The sequence below is a fragment of the Duganella paludis genome, assembly GCF_054461335.1.
Map to the genome: position 1 here is coordinate 740,467 of NZ_CM136922.1, position 17,791 is coordinate 758,257.

The 17,791-nt window shown below is 64.9% G+C and carries 13 protein-coding genes; 7 read left to right on the forward strand and 6 right to left on the reverse strand.

The features are described 5' to 3' along the window. The first annotated feature begins 5 nt into the window (after positions 1-5). Both kynA and ACXZ1M_RS03350 read left to right on the forward strand, forming a co-directional pair. The gene (gene kynA, locus ACXZ1M_RS03345; RefSeq protein ID WP_459051796.1) at positions 6-881 is read left to right on the forward strand and encodes a tryptophan 2,3-dioxygenase; all 876 of its coding nucleotides are present in this window, start codon (positions 6-8) and stop codon (positions 879-881) included. Between the two features lie 57 nt (positions 882-938). Then, positions 939-1,553, forward strand: a complete 615-nt coding sequence (locus tag ACXZ1M_RS03350) for a CHRD domain-containing protein (RefSeq protein WP_459051797.1) — start codon at positions 939-941, stop codon at positions 1,551-1,553. Here ACXZ1M_RS03350 and ACXZ1M_RS03355 read toward each other — a convergent pair whose 3' ends face one another. From ACXZ1M_RS03355 to ACXZ1M_RS03365, 3 genes are all read right to left on the reverse strand, one after another. Next, positions 1,554-3,503 (reverse strand): CocE/NonD family hydrolase, encoded by a 1,950-nt coding sequence (locus ACXZ1M_RS03355; protein WP_459051798.1) that lies wholly within the window; start codon positions 3,501-3,503, stop codon positions 1,554-1,556. 103 nt (positions 3,504-3,606) lie between these two features. After that, on the reverse strand, positions 3,607-5,517 hold the full coding sequence (htpG, locus tag ACXZ1M_RS03360) for a molecular chaperone HtpG (RefSeq protein WP_459051799.1): 1,911 nt from the start codon (positions 5,515-5,517) through the stop codon (positions 3,607-3,609). A gap of 55 nt (positions 5,518-5,572) precedes the next feature. Next, positions 5,573-7,285 carry an aminotransferase-like domain-containing protein gene (locus tag ACXZ1M_RS03365; RefSeq protein ID WP_459051800.1) on the reverse strand — a complete coding sequence of 571 codons (1,713 nt, stop codon included), beginning with the start codon at positions 7,283-7,285 and terminating at the stop codon, positions 5,573-5,575. A 76-nt stretch (positions 7,286-7,361) separates the two neighbouring features. Between ACXZ1M_RS03365 and ACXZ1M_RS03370 the strand changes: the two genes are divergently transcribed. From ACXZ1M_RS03370 to ACXZ1M_RS03385, 4 genes are all read left to right on the forward strand, one after another. Further along, positions 7,362-8,318, forward strand: a complete 957-nt coding sequence (locus ACXZ1M_RS03370; protein WP_459051801.1) for a DMT family transporter — start codon at positions 7,362-7,364, stop codon at positions 8,316-8,318. A 106-nt stretch (positions 8,319-8,424) separates the two neighbouring features. Next, positions 8,425-8,886, forward strand: a complete 462-nt coding sequence (locus ACXZ1M_RS03375) for a RidA family protein (RefSeq protein WP_459051802.1) — start codon at positions 8,425-8,427, stop codon at positions 8,884-8,886. A 19-nt stretch (positions 8,887-8,905) separates the two neighbouring features. Beyond that, entirely contained in the window at positions 8,906-10,099 is a 1,194-nt protein-coding gene (locus ACXZ1M_RS03380) for an aminotransferase-like domain-containing protein (RefSeq protein ID WP_459051803.1), read from the forward strand. 364 nt (positions 10,100-10,463) lie between these two features. Further along, complete coding sequence (locus ACXZ1M_RS03385; protein WP_459051804.1) at positions 10,464-11,825, forward strand: diguanylate cyclase domain-containing protein; 1,362 nt, start codon at positions 10,464-10,466, stop codon at positions 11,823-11,825. Here the strand turns inward: ACXZ1M_RS03385 and ACXZ1M_RS03390 are convergent. Genes ACXZ1M_RS03390 through ACXZ1M_RS03400 form a run of 3 tightly spaced genes read right to left on the reverse strand, consistent with a single transcriptional unit; the run spans position 11,822 to position 16,655 of the window. Next, positions 11,822-13,384: an FGGY-family carbohydrate kinase gene (locus ACXZ1M_RS03390; protein WP_459051805.1), complete on the reverse strand. Its 1,563-nt coding sequence runs from the start codon at positions 13,382-13,384 to the stop codon at positions 11,822-11,824. The genes ACXZ1M_RS03385 and ACXZ1M_RS03390 overlap by 4 nt on opposite strands. Before the next feature lie 17 nt (positions 13,385-13,401). Beyond that, positions 13,402-15,069, reverse strand: coding sequence for a glycerol-3-phosphate dehydrogenase/oxidase (locus ACXZ1M_RS03395; protein WP_459051806.1), 1,668 nt, complete (start codon positions 15,067-15,069; stop codon positions 13,402-13,404). Continuing rightward, positions 15,066-16,655: an FAD-binding oxidoreductase gene (locus ACXZ1M_RS03400; protein WP_459051807.1), complete on the reverse strand. Its 1,590-nt coding sequence runs from the start codon at positions 16,653-16,655 to the stop codon at positions 15,066-15,068. The genes ACXZ1M_RS03395 and ACXZ1M_RS03400 overlap by 4 nt, the downstream gene beginning before the upstream one ends. A 100-nt stretch (positions 16,656-16,755) precedes the next feature. Between ACXZ1M_RS03400 and ACXZ1M_RS03405 the strand changes: the two genes are divergently transcribed. Continuing rightward, positions 16,756-17,787 carry an AraC family transcriptional regulator gene (locus ACXZ1M_RS03405; protein WP_459051808.1) on the forward strand — a complete coding sequence of 344 codons (1,032 nt, stop codon included), beginning with the start codon at positions 16,756-16,758 and terminating at the stop codon, positions 17,785-17,787. The last annotated feature ends 4 nt before the right edge of the window (positions 17,788-17,791 follow it).

Sequence of the window (17,791 nt, forward strand, 5' to 3'; positions counted from 1 at the left end):
ACAATATGAACGAAAACCCACCATCCGGCTGCCCGATGCACGCCGCCGCACCGAACTCGACCGATAAAGAATGGCACGGCGCGCAAATGGACTTCAGCAACTCCATGAGCTATGGCGACTACCTGGGCTTGAACCAGATCCTGCACGCCCAGCATCCGCTGTCGCCCAACCACAACGAGATGCTGTTCATCATCCAGCACCAGACCAGCGAACTGTGGATGAAGTTGATGCTGCACGAAATGCGCGCCGTGCGCACCCACCTGCGCGCGGACGACCTGCCGCCGGCCTTCAAGATGCTGGCGCGCGTGGCGCGCATCATGGACCAGCTGGTTCACGCCTGGGACGTGCTGGCCACCATGACGCCGCCGGAATACACTGCCATCCGCCCGTATCTGGGCGCATCGTCGGGCTTCCAGTCCTACCAGTACCGCGAGATCGAATTCATCCTCGGCAACAAGAACGCCGCCCTGCTCAACGTGCATGCCACCACGCCGGAATTCCCGCTGCTGCAGGAAGCGCTGAACACACCGTCGATCTACGACGAAGCGATCCGCCTGCTGGCGCGCAACGGCCTGCCGATTTCGGCCGAGCGCCTGAACGCCGACCCGAGCCTGCCGACCGTGGCCGACGAATCGGTGCAGAACGCTTGGCTGGAGGTGTACCGCGACCCGACCCGCTACTGGGCGCTGTACGAGCTGGCCGAAAAGCTGGTGGACATGGAGACGGCGTTCCGCTTCTGGCGTTTCCGCCACGTCACAACAGTCGAGCGCATCATCGGCTTCAAGACCGGCACCGGCGGCACGGCCGGCGTCAGCTACCTGCGCAAGATGCTGGACGTGGTGCTGTTCCCGGAACTTTTCGCGCTACGCACGGCGCTCTGAAGCGGGAACTTGCGCGCGCGGCCCCTCTCTAAACTAGACATCAACCAGGGAGGGATCATGAAACCACGCACTCGCAAATGGGTGGCGGCAGCGGCGCTGCTGTGCGCCGGCATGGCGGCCATCAACGCCGCCAGCGCCGCCACCTACACCACCATCCTCACCGGCCCCAAGGAAGAACCGGCCAATACCTCGCCGGGCATCGGCGCGGCCTCCGTCAAGTTCGACGCCACCACCCACGTGTTGGAAGTGGGCGCAGCCTTCGCCGGCCTACTGGGGGAAAGCACAGCAGCCCACATCCACTGCTGCACCACGACACCCGGCACCGGCCTTGCCGGCGTGGCGACCGAAACGCCAACCTTCAGCGACTTCCCGCTGGGCGTGCAGACCGGCGCCTATCACCACATCTACGACACCTCGCTGACAAGCAGCTGGAATCCGGCCTTCCTGAGCGCCAACGGCGGCACCACCACCGGTGCCGAGTCGGCCCTGCTGGCGGGACTGAATTCGGGCAGCGCTTACCTGAACATCCACAGCACGCTGTATCCCAGTGGCGAGATTCGCGGCTTCCTGGCGGTGACGGCGGTGCCGGAACCGGGCAGCTACGCCATGCTGGGCCTGGGCCTGCCGGCGGTGCTGCTCCTGGCACGCCGCCGCAAGTCCGGCTCGGCCTAGTTATTTGACGCTCGCGCCTACCAGCGGCAGCTCGACATAGCTGTCATGGTAGACGCGCTGGGTGGCCTTCTTGTAGTCGGCAGGCTGTGCATTAAAGATGTTCGGCACGAAGGTCTGTGGATTGCGGTCGTACAGCGGGAACCAGCTGGACTGGATCTGCACCATGATGCGGTGCCCCGGCAGGAACACGTGGTTGGCCGTCGGCAGCGCGAAACGGTACGGTAGCGCCGTGTTGGCGGCCAGCGGCTTGGCCGCCGACAGGCTTTCACGGTAGCGGCCGCGGAAGACGTCGGCCGAGACCATCAACTGGTAGCCGCCCATCTCCGGCTGCGCGGCCACCTGGTCCGGATACACGTCGATCAGCTTGACCACCCAGTCGGCATCGGTGCCGCTAGTGGCGGCCAGCAGGTGCGCGATCGGCTCGCCGCTGATCTTCACCGGCGCGCTCAGCACGCCGGTGGTGTAGGTCAGCACGTCCGTGCGGCCGGACGCTTCGCGCTGGTCGTCCACCAGCCAGCGCGGCCAGGTCTGGCCCTTGGCTTCGTCATAGCCGACCGCCATGATGGGACGTGAGCGGTATGGCACCGGCTTGGCCGGATCGGATACGTATTCGTCGTAGGCGGTTTTCTGCGCCGGCGTGCCGAGCGGCACAGGCGCGGTATTGCTAAGGTTCAGGCGCGCGTTGGCGGCCAGACGCAAGGTGGCCGGCGCGATGAAGCAGCCGCTGACGCAGCCGGCCGGCCACTGGTTCAGCGAGCGCCATTTGTTGGTGCCGGTCTCGAAGGCCGTCACCGGCGCGATCGGTGCGGCCGGCTCATCGTCCTTCAGATAGCGGTCCAGGAAAGGCCGCAATATCTCTTCGCGGAAGTGCAGGCCGGTCGAGCTGTGAAACTTGACCGCGCCCAGCTTGTCGCCGTCTCCACTTTGGCCGCCGTGGTTCCACGGCCCCATCACCAGGAACACCTTGTTATCCTTGTCGTTCGGCTTGATGGCCTTGTAGACAGCAATGGCGCCGTAGATATCCTCCGCGTCCCACAGGCTGTGCACCAGCAATGTTGGCACGGTCACTGGCTGGCTGGCCAGCAACTTGTCGACCGCCTGGCCCTGCCAGAACTCGTCATACGCCGGATGCGCCACCAGCTTGCGCCAGAAACCGCTCTGCTCCACGCCGCGCTGACGCGCCAGCTCGCCGGCCGAGCCGGCGCGCAGGAAAGTATCGTAATCGTCGTAGTGGCTGCTGAACCAGCGCGCGTCGTTGCGCCGCGTGGCGGTCTGCTCCAGGATGTAGCTCAGATTGATCTGACGGAAGGCGCCGTTGTGGAACCAGTCGTCGCCGCGCCAGCCGTCGACCATCGGGTTCATGGGCACTGCCACCTTCAGCGCCGGATGCGGATTGATCAGCGCGATCAGCGGCAGGAAGCCGTCATACGATCCACCGATGATGCCGACCTTGCCGTTCGACTCGGGCACGTTCTTGCTCAGCCAGTCGATGGTATCCCAGGCGTCGGTGGAGTGATCGACCGCCGTCGGATTCAGGGCGGTGCCGGCCATCGGCCGGTTCATCACATAGTCGCCCTCGGACCCGTACTTGCCGCGCACATCCTGCACCACGCGGATATAACCGCCCTTCACGATGATGTCGGCCTCGTTGTCGTAGCCCTGCAGGATGGATTCCATCTGCGCGCTTTCGGCGTGACTGGTCATGTCGTCGGCGTTATACGGCGTGCGCGTCAACAGCATGGGCGCATTGCGGGCCTTGCGCGGCAGGACGATGACGGTGTGGAGTTTGACGCCATCCCGCATCGGTATCATCACCACGCGCTTGACATAGTCGAAGCTATCGACAGGCGCCTTAAAATCGGCAGGTGTTTCGCTGGGGAGGGAATTTTGCGCATGCGCGCACAGGAAAACGCTGGCCAGGACGGCCAACGCAACAGCGGATTTCTTCATAAAAACTCCGGGGTCAGGTCCTCCAATTCTACACGGCCTCGGCGCTAGTGCCTCGTAGCGCTGAGCTCGTGTAGCAATGGAGGACCTGACCCCGGATTGCTGCTTATTTCGCCAGCAGCAACTCGTTCAGGCGTTTGACGAAGGAGGCCGGATCGCTCAGCGAACCGCCTTCGGCCAGCAGCGCTTGATCGAACAGGATGTTCGACCAGTCGCTGAACGAACTTGCCACGTCTTCGTTCTTCAGGCGCTGCACCAGCGGGTGATCCGGATTGATCTCCAGGATAGGCAGCGACTCCGGCGCGGCCTGGCCTGCGGCCTTCAGCATGCGCAGCAGGTTGCCCGACAGCTCGTTCTCGTCCGCCACCAGGCAGGCCGGCGAATCGGTCAGGCGGAAGGTGACGCGCACGTCCTTGGCTTTATCGGCCAGGACTTCCTTCATCTTGCCGACCAAATCCTTGTACGAGGTTTCGGTTTCTTCGTGTTCCTTCTTCTCGGTTTCGTCTTCCAGCGCGCCCAGATCCAGGCCGCCTTTGGCGACCGAGACCAGTTCCTTGCCTTCGAACTCGGTCAGGAAGGACAGCATCCATTCGTCCACGCGGTCGGTCAGCAGCAGCACTTCCACGCCCTTCTTGCGGAAGATCTCCAGGTGCGGGCTGTTCTTCGCGGCGATGTAGTTATCGGCGGTGACGTAGTAGATCTTGTCCTGGCCTTCCTTGGCGCGCGACAGGTACTGCTCCAGCGACGTGGTTTGCTGATCGTTCTCGTTGGCGGTCGAAGCGAAGCGCAGCAGCTTGGCCAGGCGGTCCTTGTTGGTCGCGTCTTCGCCAACGCCTTCTTTCAGCACCTGGCCGAATTCGGTCCAGAAGGTCTGGTACTTGTCTTTCTTTTCCTGCTCGTCGGCGTTCGCCAGTTCTTCCAGCATGCCGATCACGCGCTTGGTCGAACCATCGCGGATCACCTTCACGTCGCGCGACTCCTGCAGGATTTCGCGCGAGACGTTCAGCGGCAGGTCGGCCGAGTCGATCACGCCTTTGACGAAGCGCAGGTAGGTCGGCATCAGTTGCTCGGCATCGTCCATGATGAAGACGCGCTTGACGTACAGCTTGATGCCGCCGCGCTTGTTGCGGTCCCACAGGTCGAACGGCGCCTTGGCCGGGATGTACAGCAGCTGCGTGTATTCGCTGCGGCCTTCGACGCGGTTGTGCGTGTAGGTCAGCGGCGCGGCGAAGTCGTGCGAGACGTGCTTGTAGAATTCTTCGTACTGTTCCGGCGTGATGTCGGATTTGCTGCGGGCCCACAGGGCGCTGGCCTGGTTGACGGTTTCCAGTTCGTCCTTGAGCACCGTTTCGCTCTTCTCGGCGTCCCACTCTTCCTTCTGCATGACGATCGGCAGGGAGATGTGGTCCGAGTATTTGCGGATGATGGATTTGATCTTCCACGACGACAGCAGCTCGTCCTCGCCTTCGCGCAGGTGCAGGGTGATGTCGGTGCCACGGCTGATTTTCTCGATCTGCTCGACCGAGTAATCGCCCTCGCCGCCCGATTCCCAGCGCACGCCTTCCGAAGCCTCGGCGCCGGCTCGGCGCGATTCGACGGTGATCTTGTCGGCCACGATGAAGCCCGAGTAGAAGCCCACGCCGAACTGGCCGATCAGGGCCGCGTCCTGCTGCTGGTCGCCGGACAGTTTGCCGAAGAATTCCTTGGTGCCGGATTTGGCGATGGTGCCGAGGTGCGAAATCGCCTCGTCGCGGCTCATGCCGATGCCGTTGTCGGAAATGGTGATGGTGCGCGCGGCCTTGTCGAAGCTGACCTTGATCTTCAGTTCATGGTCGTTGCCATACAGGGCGTCGTTGTTGATCGCTTCGAAGCGCAGCTTGTCGGCGGCGTCGGAGGCGTTGGAGATCAGTTCGCGCAGGAAGATTTCTTTGTTCGAATACAGGGAGTGGATCATCAGCTGCAGCAGCTGTTTCACTTCGGCCTGGAATCCAAGGGTTTGCTTTTCGGTGTTTGCCATTTTTAAATAGTCTTTTGGTTAAGATTTCAGGAAGATGGGGATTATAAGAGGGTTTTCAAGAGCGATCCAATTCCCGCTCCAGGAAGCGCCACACGGCCGGCTCCTGCATCGCCGCCACGTTCAGGCGCATGCGGGTGGACGGCAGTTGCTTGGGCGAGAACAAACTGCCGGGCGCCAGCAGCAGGTTGTGGGCCATGGCGCGCTCGGTCAGCACGTTGGTGTCGCAGCCGGCGTCGGCCCAGACGAACATGCCGGCCGGCGGCGAGCCGTCCACTTTCAGGCCGACGCGCTCCATCTGGCGCAGGGTCTTGGCGCGGATGCCGTCCAGCCGCGCACGCACGCGGTCGGCGTGCTTGCGGTAGGAGCCTTCGGACAGCACTTTATAGACCACGCGCTCGCCGATGTCGCTGGTGGTGAGGGTGGACAGCATCTTGCGGTCGGCCAGGCGCTCGGCGCGCTCCACCGAGGTGGCGATGTAGCCAACGCGCAGGTTGGCGGCCATGGTTTTCGAGAAGCCGCCCAGGTAGATCACCCGTTGCAGCTGGTCCAGCGCGGCCAGGCGCGTGGCCGGCTGCACCGCACTGCCGGGATGCAGGTCGCAGTAGATATCGTCTTCGACGATCAGGAAGTCGTGTTCTTCCGATAGGCGCAGCACCTGGAAAGCCTTGGCCGCCGACAGCGAGGTGGAGCTCGGGTTGTGCAGCACCGAGTTGATGATGTACAGCTTGGGCTTGTGCAGCGCCGCCAGTTCCGCCAGGCGGGCGATGTCCGGGCCGTCGGCCAGGCGCGGGATGCCCACCACCTTGGCGCCCAGCGCGGCGAAGGAGCCGAACATCAGGAACCATGCCGGGTCGTCGACGAAGATGGTGTCGCCGGGGCGGGTGAATTCGCGCGCTACCAGGTCCAGCGCCTGCGTCACGCCGGCGGTGGTGAGGATTTGCTCGGGCGCGGCGGCGATTTCCAGCTCGGCCAGTTTGTGTTGCAACTGCTGGCGCAGCGGCAGGAAGCCTTGCGGCACGCCGTAGCTGAGCAGCAGGTTGGGATTCTGGCGGCTGACGGCGCGCAGCGCGTTGGCGATGGCCGGGCCGTCCAGCCATTCCGGCGGCAGCACGCCGGAGCCGGGCATCTGCTGGTGTGGCATCTGGCGGAACATATTCCGCACCAGCCAGACCACGTCGATCGGCTTGTGGTCGAAGCCTGATGGCGCGCTGCGCAGCGGAGTGGCCAGGGGTGCGGCGCCGTCGGCGGCGTTCAGCGCCATGGCCGGGCGTTCACGGACGAAGAAGCCGGCGCCACGGCGCGATTCCAGGTAGCCGGTGGCGACCAGCTTGTCATAGGCCGCCACCACGGTGAAGGCCGACACGCTGTGCGAGGCGGCGAAGGCGCGGATCGACGGCATGCGCGCGCCGCCGCGCAGCAGGCGGTCGTCGATGCGGGCGGCCACCGAGCGCACGATCTGGTCGATCAGCGTTTCGCCCGACTCACGCAGCAGCAGCCCGAACAGCGGGCCGCCGGCGGCCTTTCCCGCGACTGCAGCCGAGCGGCGGCCGGCAGGCGGCACCGATGCCGGCGCCCGGTCGGCGGCCGCACCGGGCGCCGGCGCTCGAGCAGCGGACGACGCGGGCACGGGCACGCGGGCAACCGCCGGGCCAGGCGCCTGCGCAGCCATGGCGCGGGCATCGGCGGCGGCCAGCGCCTCGTTGACCGCCTCCGCTGCCGCCGCTGCAACGGCGCCCAACAGGGAAGTGCGTGGTCGTGTATTGGTCATTTTACCGTCACAGTATAAGAAATTATGTTTTAAAGTGTACCGGCACTGTACTGGCTTTGTCACGTAGCATAAACCTATGAAACCAAATACACCAGCACTGGCACCGACGCTCACCACGCACAGCCGTCTGAGCGACGAATCCACCGGCATGTTGCTCGGCCTGATCGGCGTCGCCATCTTCAGCCTGACCCTGCCCTTCACCCGGCTGGCGGTCGGCGGCGCGGCGGCCAGCATCGACGCCGGCTTGTCCCCGATGTTCGTCGCCCTCGGCCGAGCGCTGGCCGCAGCTGTACTGGCCGGCGCCTGGCTGCTGTGGAAGCGCGCCCCGCTGCCGCCGCGCGCCGCCCTGCCCGCGCTGGCCATGGTCGCCATCGGCTGCGTGATCGGTTTCCCCTGGCTGACCTCACTCGCCATGCGCACCCTGCCGGCCGCCCACGGCGCTGTACTGGTCGGCGTGCTGCCGCTGGCCACCGCCATGTTCGCAGCCCTGCTGGGCGGCGAAAAACCATCGCCGGGGTTCTGGATCATGGCGATCTTAGGCTCGGTACTGGTGGTCGGCTTTGCGCTACGCCAGAGCGGCGGCAGTCTGCACGCGGCCGACCTGGCGATGTTCCTGGCCGTGCTGCTGGCCGCCATGGGTTACGCCGCCGGCGGCCGCCTGTCGCAAACGCTGGGCGGACAGCAAACCATCTGCTGGGCGCTGGTGCTGGCCGCGCCGCCGTTGCTGCCGGTGGTCGGCTGGCTGGCGTGGCAGGAAGGCGCGCAGATCGCCCACGCCGGCGTCGCCGCCTGGACCGGCTTCGCCTACGTTTCCGTGTTCTCGATGTTTATCGGATTCTTCTTCTGGTATCGCGGCATGGCGCTGGGCGGCGTGGCGCGGGTCGGGCAAGTACAGTTGGTCCAGCCCTTCCTCTCTGTGCTGAGCGCCACCGCCGTGCTGGGCGAAACGCTGGATTGGCAAACCTTGGTTTTCGCAATCGCCGTCATCGCTGTGGTGGGCGCGGGCCGCAAAATGCAGGTAAAACGCGCCTGACGCCATACAGTATCTTGATTTTGCCTCAATTGTGGGCACCAAGGGCGGCAAGACGTACAATAACGGTCTGACTACACGCAACAAACCTTAATCACTGGATAAGCACATGTCTGTTTACGAAAAACTCAAAGCGCTCGATATCACCCTGGCAGCGCCGGCCACGCCAGCCGCCGCCTACGTCATGTACGCCCAAACCGGCAATACGGTCTTCCTGTCGGGCCACATCGCCAAGCGCGCCGACGGCAGCGTATGGGTCGGCCAACTGGGCAAGAACATCGACACCGCTGAAGGCAAGGCCGCCGCGCGCGCCATCGCCATCGACTTGATCGGCACCCTGCAGGCGGCCGTCGGCGGCGATCTGACCCGCGTCAAGCGCATCGTCAAGGTCATGAGCCTGGTGAACTCCACCCCGGATTACACGGAACAGCATCTGGTCACCAACGGCGCCTCCGAGCTGCTGGGAGAAGTCTTCGGCGACGCCGGCAAGCACGCCCGCTCGGCCTTCGGCGTGGCCCAGATTCCGCTCGGCGCCTGCGTCGAAATCGAATTGATCGCCGAAGTGGCTTAATTAAAAGTGTGAGACAAGAATGAAAATCGAAAATCCAAACCCGATCCAATGGCGCTTCGCTGAGCGCGCCGAGCAACTGCAGGCGTCGTTCATCCGCGAAATCCTGAAGATCACGCAGCAGCCGGAAATCATCTCCTTCGCCGGCGGCCTGCCGTCGCCGCTGACCTTCCCGGTCGACGAAATGAAAGCGGCCTACGACAAGGTCCTGAGCACCAACGGCAAAGTGGCCCTGCAATACGGCCCGACCGACGGCTACACCCCGCTGCGTCAATGGATCGCCGACTCGCTGTCGACCGGCGGCGCCAAGATCGTGCCGGAACAAGTGCTGATGACCTCCGGCTCGCAGCAGGCGCTGGACCTGCTGGGCAAAGTGCTGATCGACGAAGGCAGCCGCGTGCTGGTCGAGACGCCATCGTACTTGGGCGCGCTGCAGGCGTTCTCGGTCTATCTGCCGGAATTCAAATCGGTGGAAACCGACGAACACGGCCTGGTGCCGTCGTCGATCGATAAAGTGGCCGAAGGCGCGCGCATGCTGTACTCGCTGCCGAACTTCCAGAATCCGACCGGTCGCAGCATGTCGGTCGCGCGCCGCCAGGAACTGGTGGAAACCTGCGCCCGCCTCGGTCTGCCGCTGATCGAGGATGATCCTTACGGCGCCCTGAGCTACAAGGGCGAGCCGGCGCCGAAGATGGTGTCGATGAACCCGGACGGCGTGATCTACATGGGCTCCTTCTCCAAGGTGCTGACCCCGGGCATCCGCCTCGGCTACGTGGTGGCCCCGCTGCCGCTGGCACGCCGCCTGGAACTGGCCAAGCAGGCGGCCGACCTGCACACGTCGCAGCTGACCCAGATGGTGGTGCACGAAGTGATCAAGGACGGTTTCCTGGACCAGCACATCCCGAAAATCCGCACCCTGTACGGCGACCAGTGCCAGGTCATGCTCGACGCCATGGCCCAGCACTTCCCGGCCGGCGTGGAATGGACCAAGCCGGAAGGCGGCATGTTCATCTGGGTCACCCTGCCGAAGCACATCGACGCCATGAAGCTGCTGGACGAAGCCATCGCCCAGAAAGTGGCCTTCGTGCCGGGTTCGCCGTTCTACGCCAACGAACCGGAAACCAACACCCTGCGCCTGTCGTTCGTGACGGTGCCGCCGGAACGCATCCGTCATGGCATTGAGATCCTCGGCAAGCTGATCGCCGCCAAGATCTAAGCCGCTGCAACACCCACCGTGGGCGGCGCTCGCCGCCCACAAAAATACAACACACCGGCGGTAACTTTATCACCAAAAGTCACAAAAATCGCCAAAAGCTTTAACATCCCGCCAACATTACTTACACCATTAGGCGTGAGACTGGCTGCGGCCTGATGCAACTGAAGCAACACTCCAAAATCCACAGAATATTTTCACCCGGCAAGCATTGCGAAGCGGTATGATTTGAACGGATAGTCACTTTCAAATCAGGCTGGCCTTTGTTGAAACGCGCACCGATCACTCCCGCTTGCCCCCGCCGTTGCCGACCCGCGCAACTGCTGAAACACGCCACCGCGACCCACCAGGTTAAAGGCGATCACCAATGAATTCTGGAAGTCTGAGCATTGCAACGCGGCGCGACGCCGCGATATTAATCGTTGACGACGCGCCCGAAACGCTCGGCGCGTTGCGCAAGCTGATGGTCCAGCAGGGCTATCAGACCTTTGTCGCCACCACCGGCGAGCGGGCGCTGAAAATCGCGCGCCGCGTCCATCCGGACCTGATCCTGCTCGACATCATGATGCCGGGCATGGACGGCTACGAAACCTGCCGCCAGCTCAAAAGCCAGGCGGCGACGCAGCGCATTCCCGTCATCTTCATGAGCGCGCGCACCGACACGGATGATGTGGTGGCCGGTTTCGACATTGGCGCGGTCGACTACATCAGCAAGCCGCTGCGCATGGCGGAAGTGTGCGCGCGGGTGCGCACGCAACTGCAGATCCGCAGCCGCAGCGAAACGCACGAGGAACAGGCCGAGCGCCTGCGCACCATCGTCAACAACATGGCCGAGGGCCTGCTGATCATTGAGGCGGACGGGCGCATCCAGTTCACCAACCCGGCCTGCGACAAATACCTGGGCTACCAGGTGGAGCAGCTGGCCGGCCGCAGCATCCACGACCTGCTCAATCCCATGGTGGCGCAGGAATACCTGGACTACTTCGCGCGCTACGCCGCCTCGCCGCAGACGGCGCACAGCCACGGCACGCGCGAAGTCATCATCCGCCACCGCAACGGCAGCTCGGTGTGCATGGATTTGACGCTGACGCCGATGTATCTGCGCCAGCCGCTGTTCATCGGCCTGCTGCACGACATCACGCACCACAAGCAATCGGAAGACGCGCTGCAACGCGCGGCCATGGTGGACCCGCTGACCAAGATCGCCAACCGCCGCCACTTCGACACCTTCCTGGAAAAGGAATGGCAGCGCGCGATGCGCAGCGGCCAGCCCTTGTCGCTGGTGGTGCTGGACGTCGACCACTTCAAGCTATACAACGACACGCTGGGTCACCCGGCGGGCGACGCCTGCCTGCAGCAGGTGGCGCAGGCGATCGCCTCGCACGCCTTGCGGCCGACGGATCTGGCGGCGCGCTACGGCGGCGAGGAATTCGTGCTGCTGTTCGCGGAAACGGACGGCGATGCGGCCTACCTGCTGGCCGAATCGATCCGTTCGCACATTGAATCGCTGCAGATTCCGCATCCGCGCTCGACGACATCGGCATGGCTGACGGTCAGCATCGGCGTGGCGACCATCCACCCGCACCAGCTGGACAACACCGAATCGCTGTTCGTCGCCGCCGACCGCGCCATGTACGCGGCCAAGGAAGGCGGCCGCAATCAGGTGCAAGCCACCAAAACCGGCAGCGCCTCCCTGGCCGCCGTCAAGGCCCTGGTGATGCGTAGCTAGAGCTGCTCGGGGTAGCCGGTGATGTCGGCGATTTGCTGGTACATCGGCTGCAGTTGGCGGTACATCTTGAGGTAGACGCGGCGGTATAGCTGGTCGTAGACCTGGTGGTTGGCGGCGATCGGGTGGAAGATGCGGCCCGGCCGCGTCATCGCGCGCGTGGCCGTGTCGAAGTCCTTGTGCAGGCCGAGTCCCGCCGCGATGGCGATCGCCGCGCCCAATCCCGACGTTTCGTACACGTGAGCGCGCGCCGCCGGCAGGCCGAAGATGTCGGCCGTCAGCTGCATGGCGGCGTCGCTTTGCGAGCCGCCGCCGGCAATGCGCAGTTCCGTCACCGCCACGCCGCTGCGCTTCTCGATGCGCTCCTTGCCTTCCCTGAGCGCGTAGGCCAGCCCTTCCAGTATCGCGCGGTACATGTGGGCGCGCGTGTGGACGTCGCCGAATCCGATCATGGCGCCCTTGGCTTCCGGCCCGGGTATGCGGATGCCGGGACTCCAGTACGGTTGCAGCATCAGCCCCAGGGAACCGGGCGGCACGTCGTTGACCAGCTGGTCGAACATGGCTTCCGGGGCCATGCCCTGCTCCGCGCCCGCCATCTGCTCCAGATGCCCGAACTGCTCCTTGAACCAGTTGACCATCCAGTAGCCACGGAAGATCTGCACTTCGGTGCTGTACGCGCCCGGCACCGCCGCCGGATATGGCGGGATGAACGGCGTCACCTCGATGTACTTCTTGCTGGTGGTGTTGATGGTGGCGGTGGTGCCGTAGCTCAGGCAGGCGATGTGCGGCTCCAGGCTGCCAGCGCCGATCACTTCGCAGGCCTTGTCGGCGGCTGCGGCCACCAGCGGTGTGCCTTCCGGGATGCCGGTGGCTTCGGCGGCGGCGGCCGTGATGGCGCCGATCACGGTGCCCGGCGGCGCCAGCTCGGACAGCATGTCCGGCCGCACCTTGAGCGCTTCCCATTTCCAGTCGCGCGCGCCGGCCCATTGGTGGCGTTTGTAGTCGAACGGCAGGTAGGCGACCTGCGAGCCGGTCGAGTCGATATACCGTCCGCACAGGCGGTAGTTGAGGAAGCCGGACAGCAGCAGGTATTTGTGCGTGTCCTTCCAGATCTCCGGCTGGTGCTCGGCGATCCAGTTGATCTCCGCTTCACGCCGGAAGTATTCGATGGTGCCTTCAACGCGCGCCGCTTTGAAGGCGGCACGCCACCACCAGCTCAGGGGCTTTTGCTTGCCTACGCGGCGCTGGTCCAGCCAGGTGATGGCGGGCCGCATCACGTTGCCGTCGCGGTCCAGGTTGACGACCGTGCCGCGTTGGGTGGTGACCGCCACGCCCTTGACGGCGCTGCGCGGAATGTCGGTGGAGCGCCATAGCTGCTGGCAGGCGGCGGTCACTGCGTTCCAGTAGCCGTCGGCGTCGTGTTCGGCCCAGCCGGGATGCGTCGAGTAGTAGGCTTGCAGGTGGATTTGCGATTTGGCGGCGAGGTTGCCGTTCAAGTCGAACAGCAGCGCGCGCACGCTCTGCGTGCCATTGTCGATGGAGAGCAGGTATTGGTCCGCCATGGTGTCTCGCTTTATCGTTATTGTTTTGGTGGATTGTAGTGCGTGGCCCACAGGGCCAGGTAGTTGGCTTGCTCGGCGTCCCAGCGCTGGTCGGTCCAGCCGAGTTCCGGTTGGCAGATGACACGGATGCGCGTCATGATGGCGGCGCCGCCGCCGCGCAGCTGTATGCCGAGGCGCGTGCGGCGCAGCAGCAGGTCTTCCAGCTTGCAGACGTCTTCTCCGCGCGCGGCCCAGCGCAGTTGCGCCCAAATGGTTTCGGTGCCGGGTATCGTGGCCAGTTCGCCTAGTTGGGCGGCATCGATCAGCGCTTGCGCTGCGGCGCCGTAGCGGCCTTGCAGGCGCAGCGCCTGGCCGGGCGGCAGCTCGGGCGTGTAGCGCAGCGGCGGCGTGGCGGCGAACACCGGCTGCGGCGTCAGGCGGCCTTGCAGTTCCGGCAGCCTGGTGGCAGCCAGCTTGAGCGCGTCGAGCGCGATCACGCGGAAGGTGGTCAGCTTGCCGCCGGTGATGGTGAGCAGGCCGTGTTCCAGGCTGATGGCGTGGTCGCGGGTTTCCTTCGATGGATCGGCTTGGCCACTGTCGATGACCGGACGCACGCCGGCGTAGCTGGCGATGATGTCGTCGTCCGTTAGGTTCAGTTGCGGGAATTGGGTGTGCAAGGCGGCCATCAGATAGTCGCATTCCGCGCGCGTGATGGCCGCTTCGCGCGACAGGTCGTCCTTGTGGTCGACGTCCGTGGTGCCGACCAGGGTGACGCCCTCCCATGGATAGGCGAACACCGGACGGCCGTCGGCAGGATGCATCAAACTGATTGCCTGCGCCAGCGGTAAACGCCACGCCGGCAGCACCAGATGACTACCGCGCAGAGGCCGCAGACGATGGCCCACGCCCGACTGTCCCGCGCCATCGCCGACTGGCCGCGCGCTCAACCGGTCGGCCCATGCGCCGGTCGCGTTGATGACCAGCCGCGCACACACGTCCTGCCGCGCACCGTCCAAGCCATCGCGCAGCCGCACGCCACACACTTCGCCGGCCGCATCGCCATGCACCTCGCCAAGCGCATCGCCAGCCGCCCTGCCCCCGCCGCCGACCGCATCGCCGGTGGCGGCACCGGCCGCATCGCCCTCGCGCAGCAGCGACTCGACGGCCATGTAGTTCACGGCGACGCCGCCATGCCGGCGTGCCTCCTGCAGCACGCGCAACACCAGCCGCGCGTCGTCCGTCTTGGCATCGTTGTAGACCATCCCGCCTTGAAGACCGTCGACGGCCACATTCGGCGCCATCGCCACAAACTCATCGCGAGAAAAATAATGCCGCCCGCGCTGCCCCGCCATCCGATCATAAATCGCCAGCCCAACCAGAAACGCCCGCTTGCCAGGCTTACGCCCGACGTAATCACCAAACGCGAAACTCTGCGGCTCCACCAGCCCGGCCGCCTGCCGCAGCAAATGCTCCCGCTCATGCACCGACTCACGCGTCAGCGCAAACTGCCCTTCCTTCAAATACCGCAAACCGCCATGCACCAGCTTTGAAGACCTGCTCGACGTGCCCCAGGCGAAATCCCGCTGCTCCACCAGCAACGCCTTCAAACCACGCCGCGCGGACTCCAGCAAAATCCCAGCACCAGTGATGCCACCGCCGATCACAATCACATCCCACGGCCCGGCCAGCGCATCGCGTGCGCTCATGGCAGCAGCTTCCCTGGATTCATAATCCCCTGCGGATCCACATGATCGAACAAAGCCTGCAACGACGACATGCCCAAGCGCCCCTTCTCCGCCGCCAGATACGACGCATGGTCGCTACCCACACCATGCTGATGGCTGATCGTCCCGCCGTTCTCCACGATCGCCATGCTGGCCGCCTTCTTCAAAGACTTCCAGCGCGCCAGGTCCGACTCATAGTCGCCAGCCAATCGATACACAAACGTCGTATAAACACTGGCTCCCTGCGCATACAAATGCGACAGGTGCGTGTAAGCGTGCACCTGCTCCCCATGCGATCCCAGCGCCGCCTTGGCCGCCGCCCCCACCGCCCGCATCATGATCTCCACGCGCGGCCAGTCGACCGCCGTCTCCACCGTATCGATGGCATAGCCATGCCCCCACGCCGCATTGCGCAGATAGACATTGCGGAAGCGGTTCTGCTTCCACTTCTCGCCCATGTAGCGGCCCACATGCACGCCGCCATGCGGCAAGGCCAGCACCAGCGCCTCGCGCAACGCCGTCCGCGCCAGCGACTTGCGTCCGCCAACGCCGATCATCAGCATGCATTTCTCTTCCTTGCAGCCGCGCAGCGACAGATACCCTTCCAGCACCGAGATCAATTTCTTGTGGCCGGCCAGCGCCAGCATGGTGGTGGTCTCCAGCGCATTCGACAAGCGCAGCATGGAAAGCGACAAGCCGGCCTGCACGATCTGCCGCACCGCCGTCTCGGCCGCCGTCCAATCAGGGAAGAACACCGCATGGAAGGCCTCATACGCCGGCGCCGCCGTCACGCGCACCGTGGCCTCGGTCAGGATGCCCATCCGGCCCTCGGAACCGAGCACCATCTCGCGCAGGTCCGGCCCCGCCGCCGATGCCGGGAAGGTCGGCAAATGCAGCGTGCCGGACGGCGTTTCCACCGAACCGCCACGGAACATCTGCTCGATGCGCCCATAGCGCAAGGACTGCTGCCCCGACGAGCGCGTGGCAACCCAGCCGCCCAGCGTCGAATACTCGAATGACTGCGGGAAATGCCCCAGCGTATAGCCGCGCGCGCGCAACTGCGCCTCCAGGTCCGGCCCCAGCACGCCCGCGCCGAAGGTCGCCAGCTGCGACTCGGTATCCAGATAAACCAGCTGCCGCATGCGCGTCATGTTCACCGTCAGCGACGGCACGCCGCCCGGCGCGGTCAGATGTCCCGCCACGCTGGTGCCGCCGCCCTGCGGAATCAAGGCCACCCCGAACTGCTGCGCGTAGTCGAGCAGGTCGCGCACATCCTGCGCGCTCTCGGGATAGGCCACGCCATCCGGCGCCGCGCCGATCACGCCGTAACGCAGGCGCAGCCAGTCCGGCAGGCTCTGGCCCAGCGCATTGCGCAGCCGGACTTCGGGCGAGGTGTCGATCAAGCGATGCGCCGGCAGGCGCGATGGCGCAATCTGCGCGCAAGCCTGCGCGAAACCGGCATCCGCCACCGGCTTGCCCGCGCCGATGCGCTGCGCCAGAAACGCCAGCGCGTCCTCGTTCAGCGCAAACTCCACCGACTCATCACCCCAACCGTTCCAGCGTCTCATCGTTTTTCTATCTCCCTGATGGAGCGCTTGCTATACTGGCGCGCACCGATTATTCACGACTTGAGATTAAAACAATGCCGCGCCCCGGTATTGCGCATTCATGACATCAGCCTTGTTCGATCATGCCAACCGCGTCGCCGGCTCCTATCTTCAGCCCTTGCTGGAGGCGGCCGCCCAGCGCGGCGTCACGCCGCAGGCACTGGAACAAGCCGCCCAACTGCCGGCCGGCACGCTGGAACCGCTGCCGGAATCGCTGCCCGCCGCCGACTACGTGCGCCTGCTCGACATCGGCGCCGAGCTGGCCGGCGATCCGCATTTCGGCCTGCACGTGGGCCAATGCGTCAAACTCGGCACCTACACCGTGTATGGCCTGATTCTGCTGAGCTGCCGCGATTTCGGCCAGGTCTTCGAACAGACCATGCGCTACGAGCAGCTGGCGCACGACCTGGGGCGCTCCCACATCCGCATCGAAGGCGACACCGCCCACTACACCTGGCACAGCAACTACAGCAGCGCCCACCGCCACCTGGCCGACAGCGTGTTCTCCGGCATCCGTGTGTTCAGCAACTGGCTGGCCGGGATCACGCTGCCGGCCAACGAACTGCGGCTCACGCACGACGGCGGCCCGCCCGCATTGCGCGACGAGTACGTGCGCGTGTTGGGCGACATGCCGGTGTTCGGCGCCGAAGCCAATGTCGCCAGCCTCAACGCCGCCATGCTGACATGGCCGGTGCCGAACGCGGACGTCAGCATGTATCCGGTGCTGCAGCAGCACGCCGAACAACTGCTGCAACAGCGCGCCGCCGGCCACGCTGCGGCGCCGTCGATCACGCAGCAGGTGCATGCCGCCATCGTCGCCAACCTGGCGCACGGCCAGGTGCGGCTGGCCTCCGTAGCCGATGAGTTGAAACTGTCGCCGCGCACCTTGCAGCGCAAATTGAGCGAGGCCGGCGCCACCTTCCAGCAGGTGCTGGACCAGGCCCGCTTCGCGCTGGCCAAGGACTATCTGCGCCGGCCGGAACTGAGCCTGATCGACATCGCTTTCCTGCTCGGCTATCAGGAGCAGAGCGCGTTCAACCACGCCTTCAAGGAATGGAGCGGCGTGAATCCTGGCGCCTACCGCAACAATTAGGCAA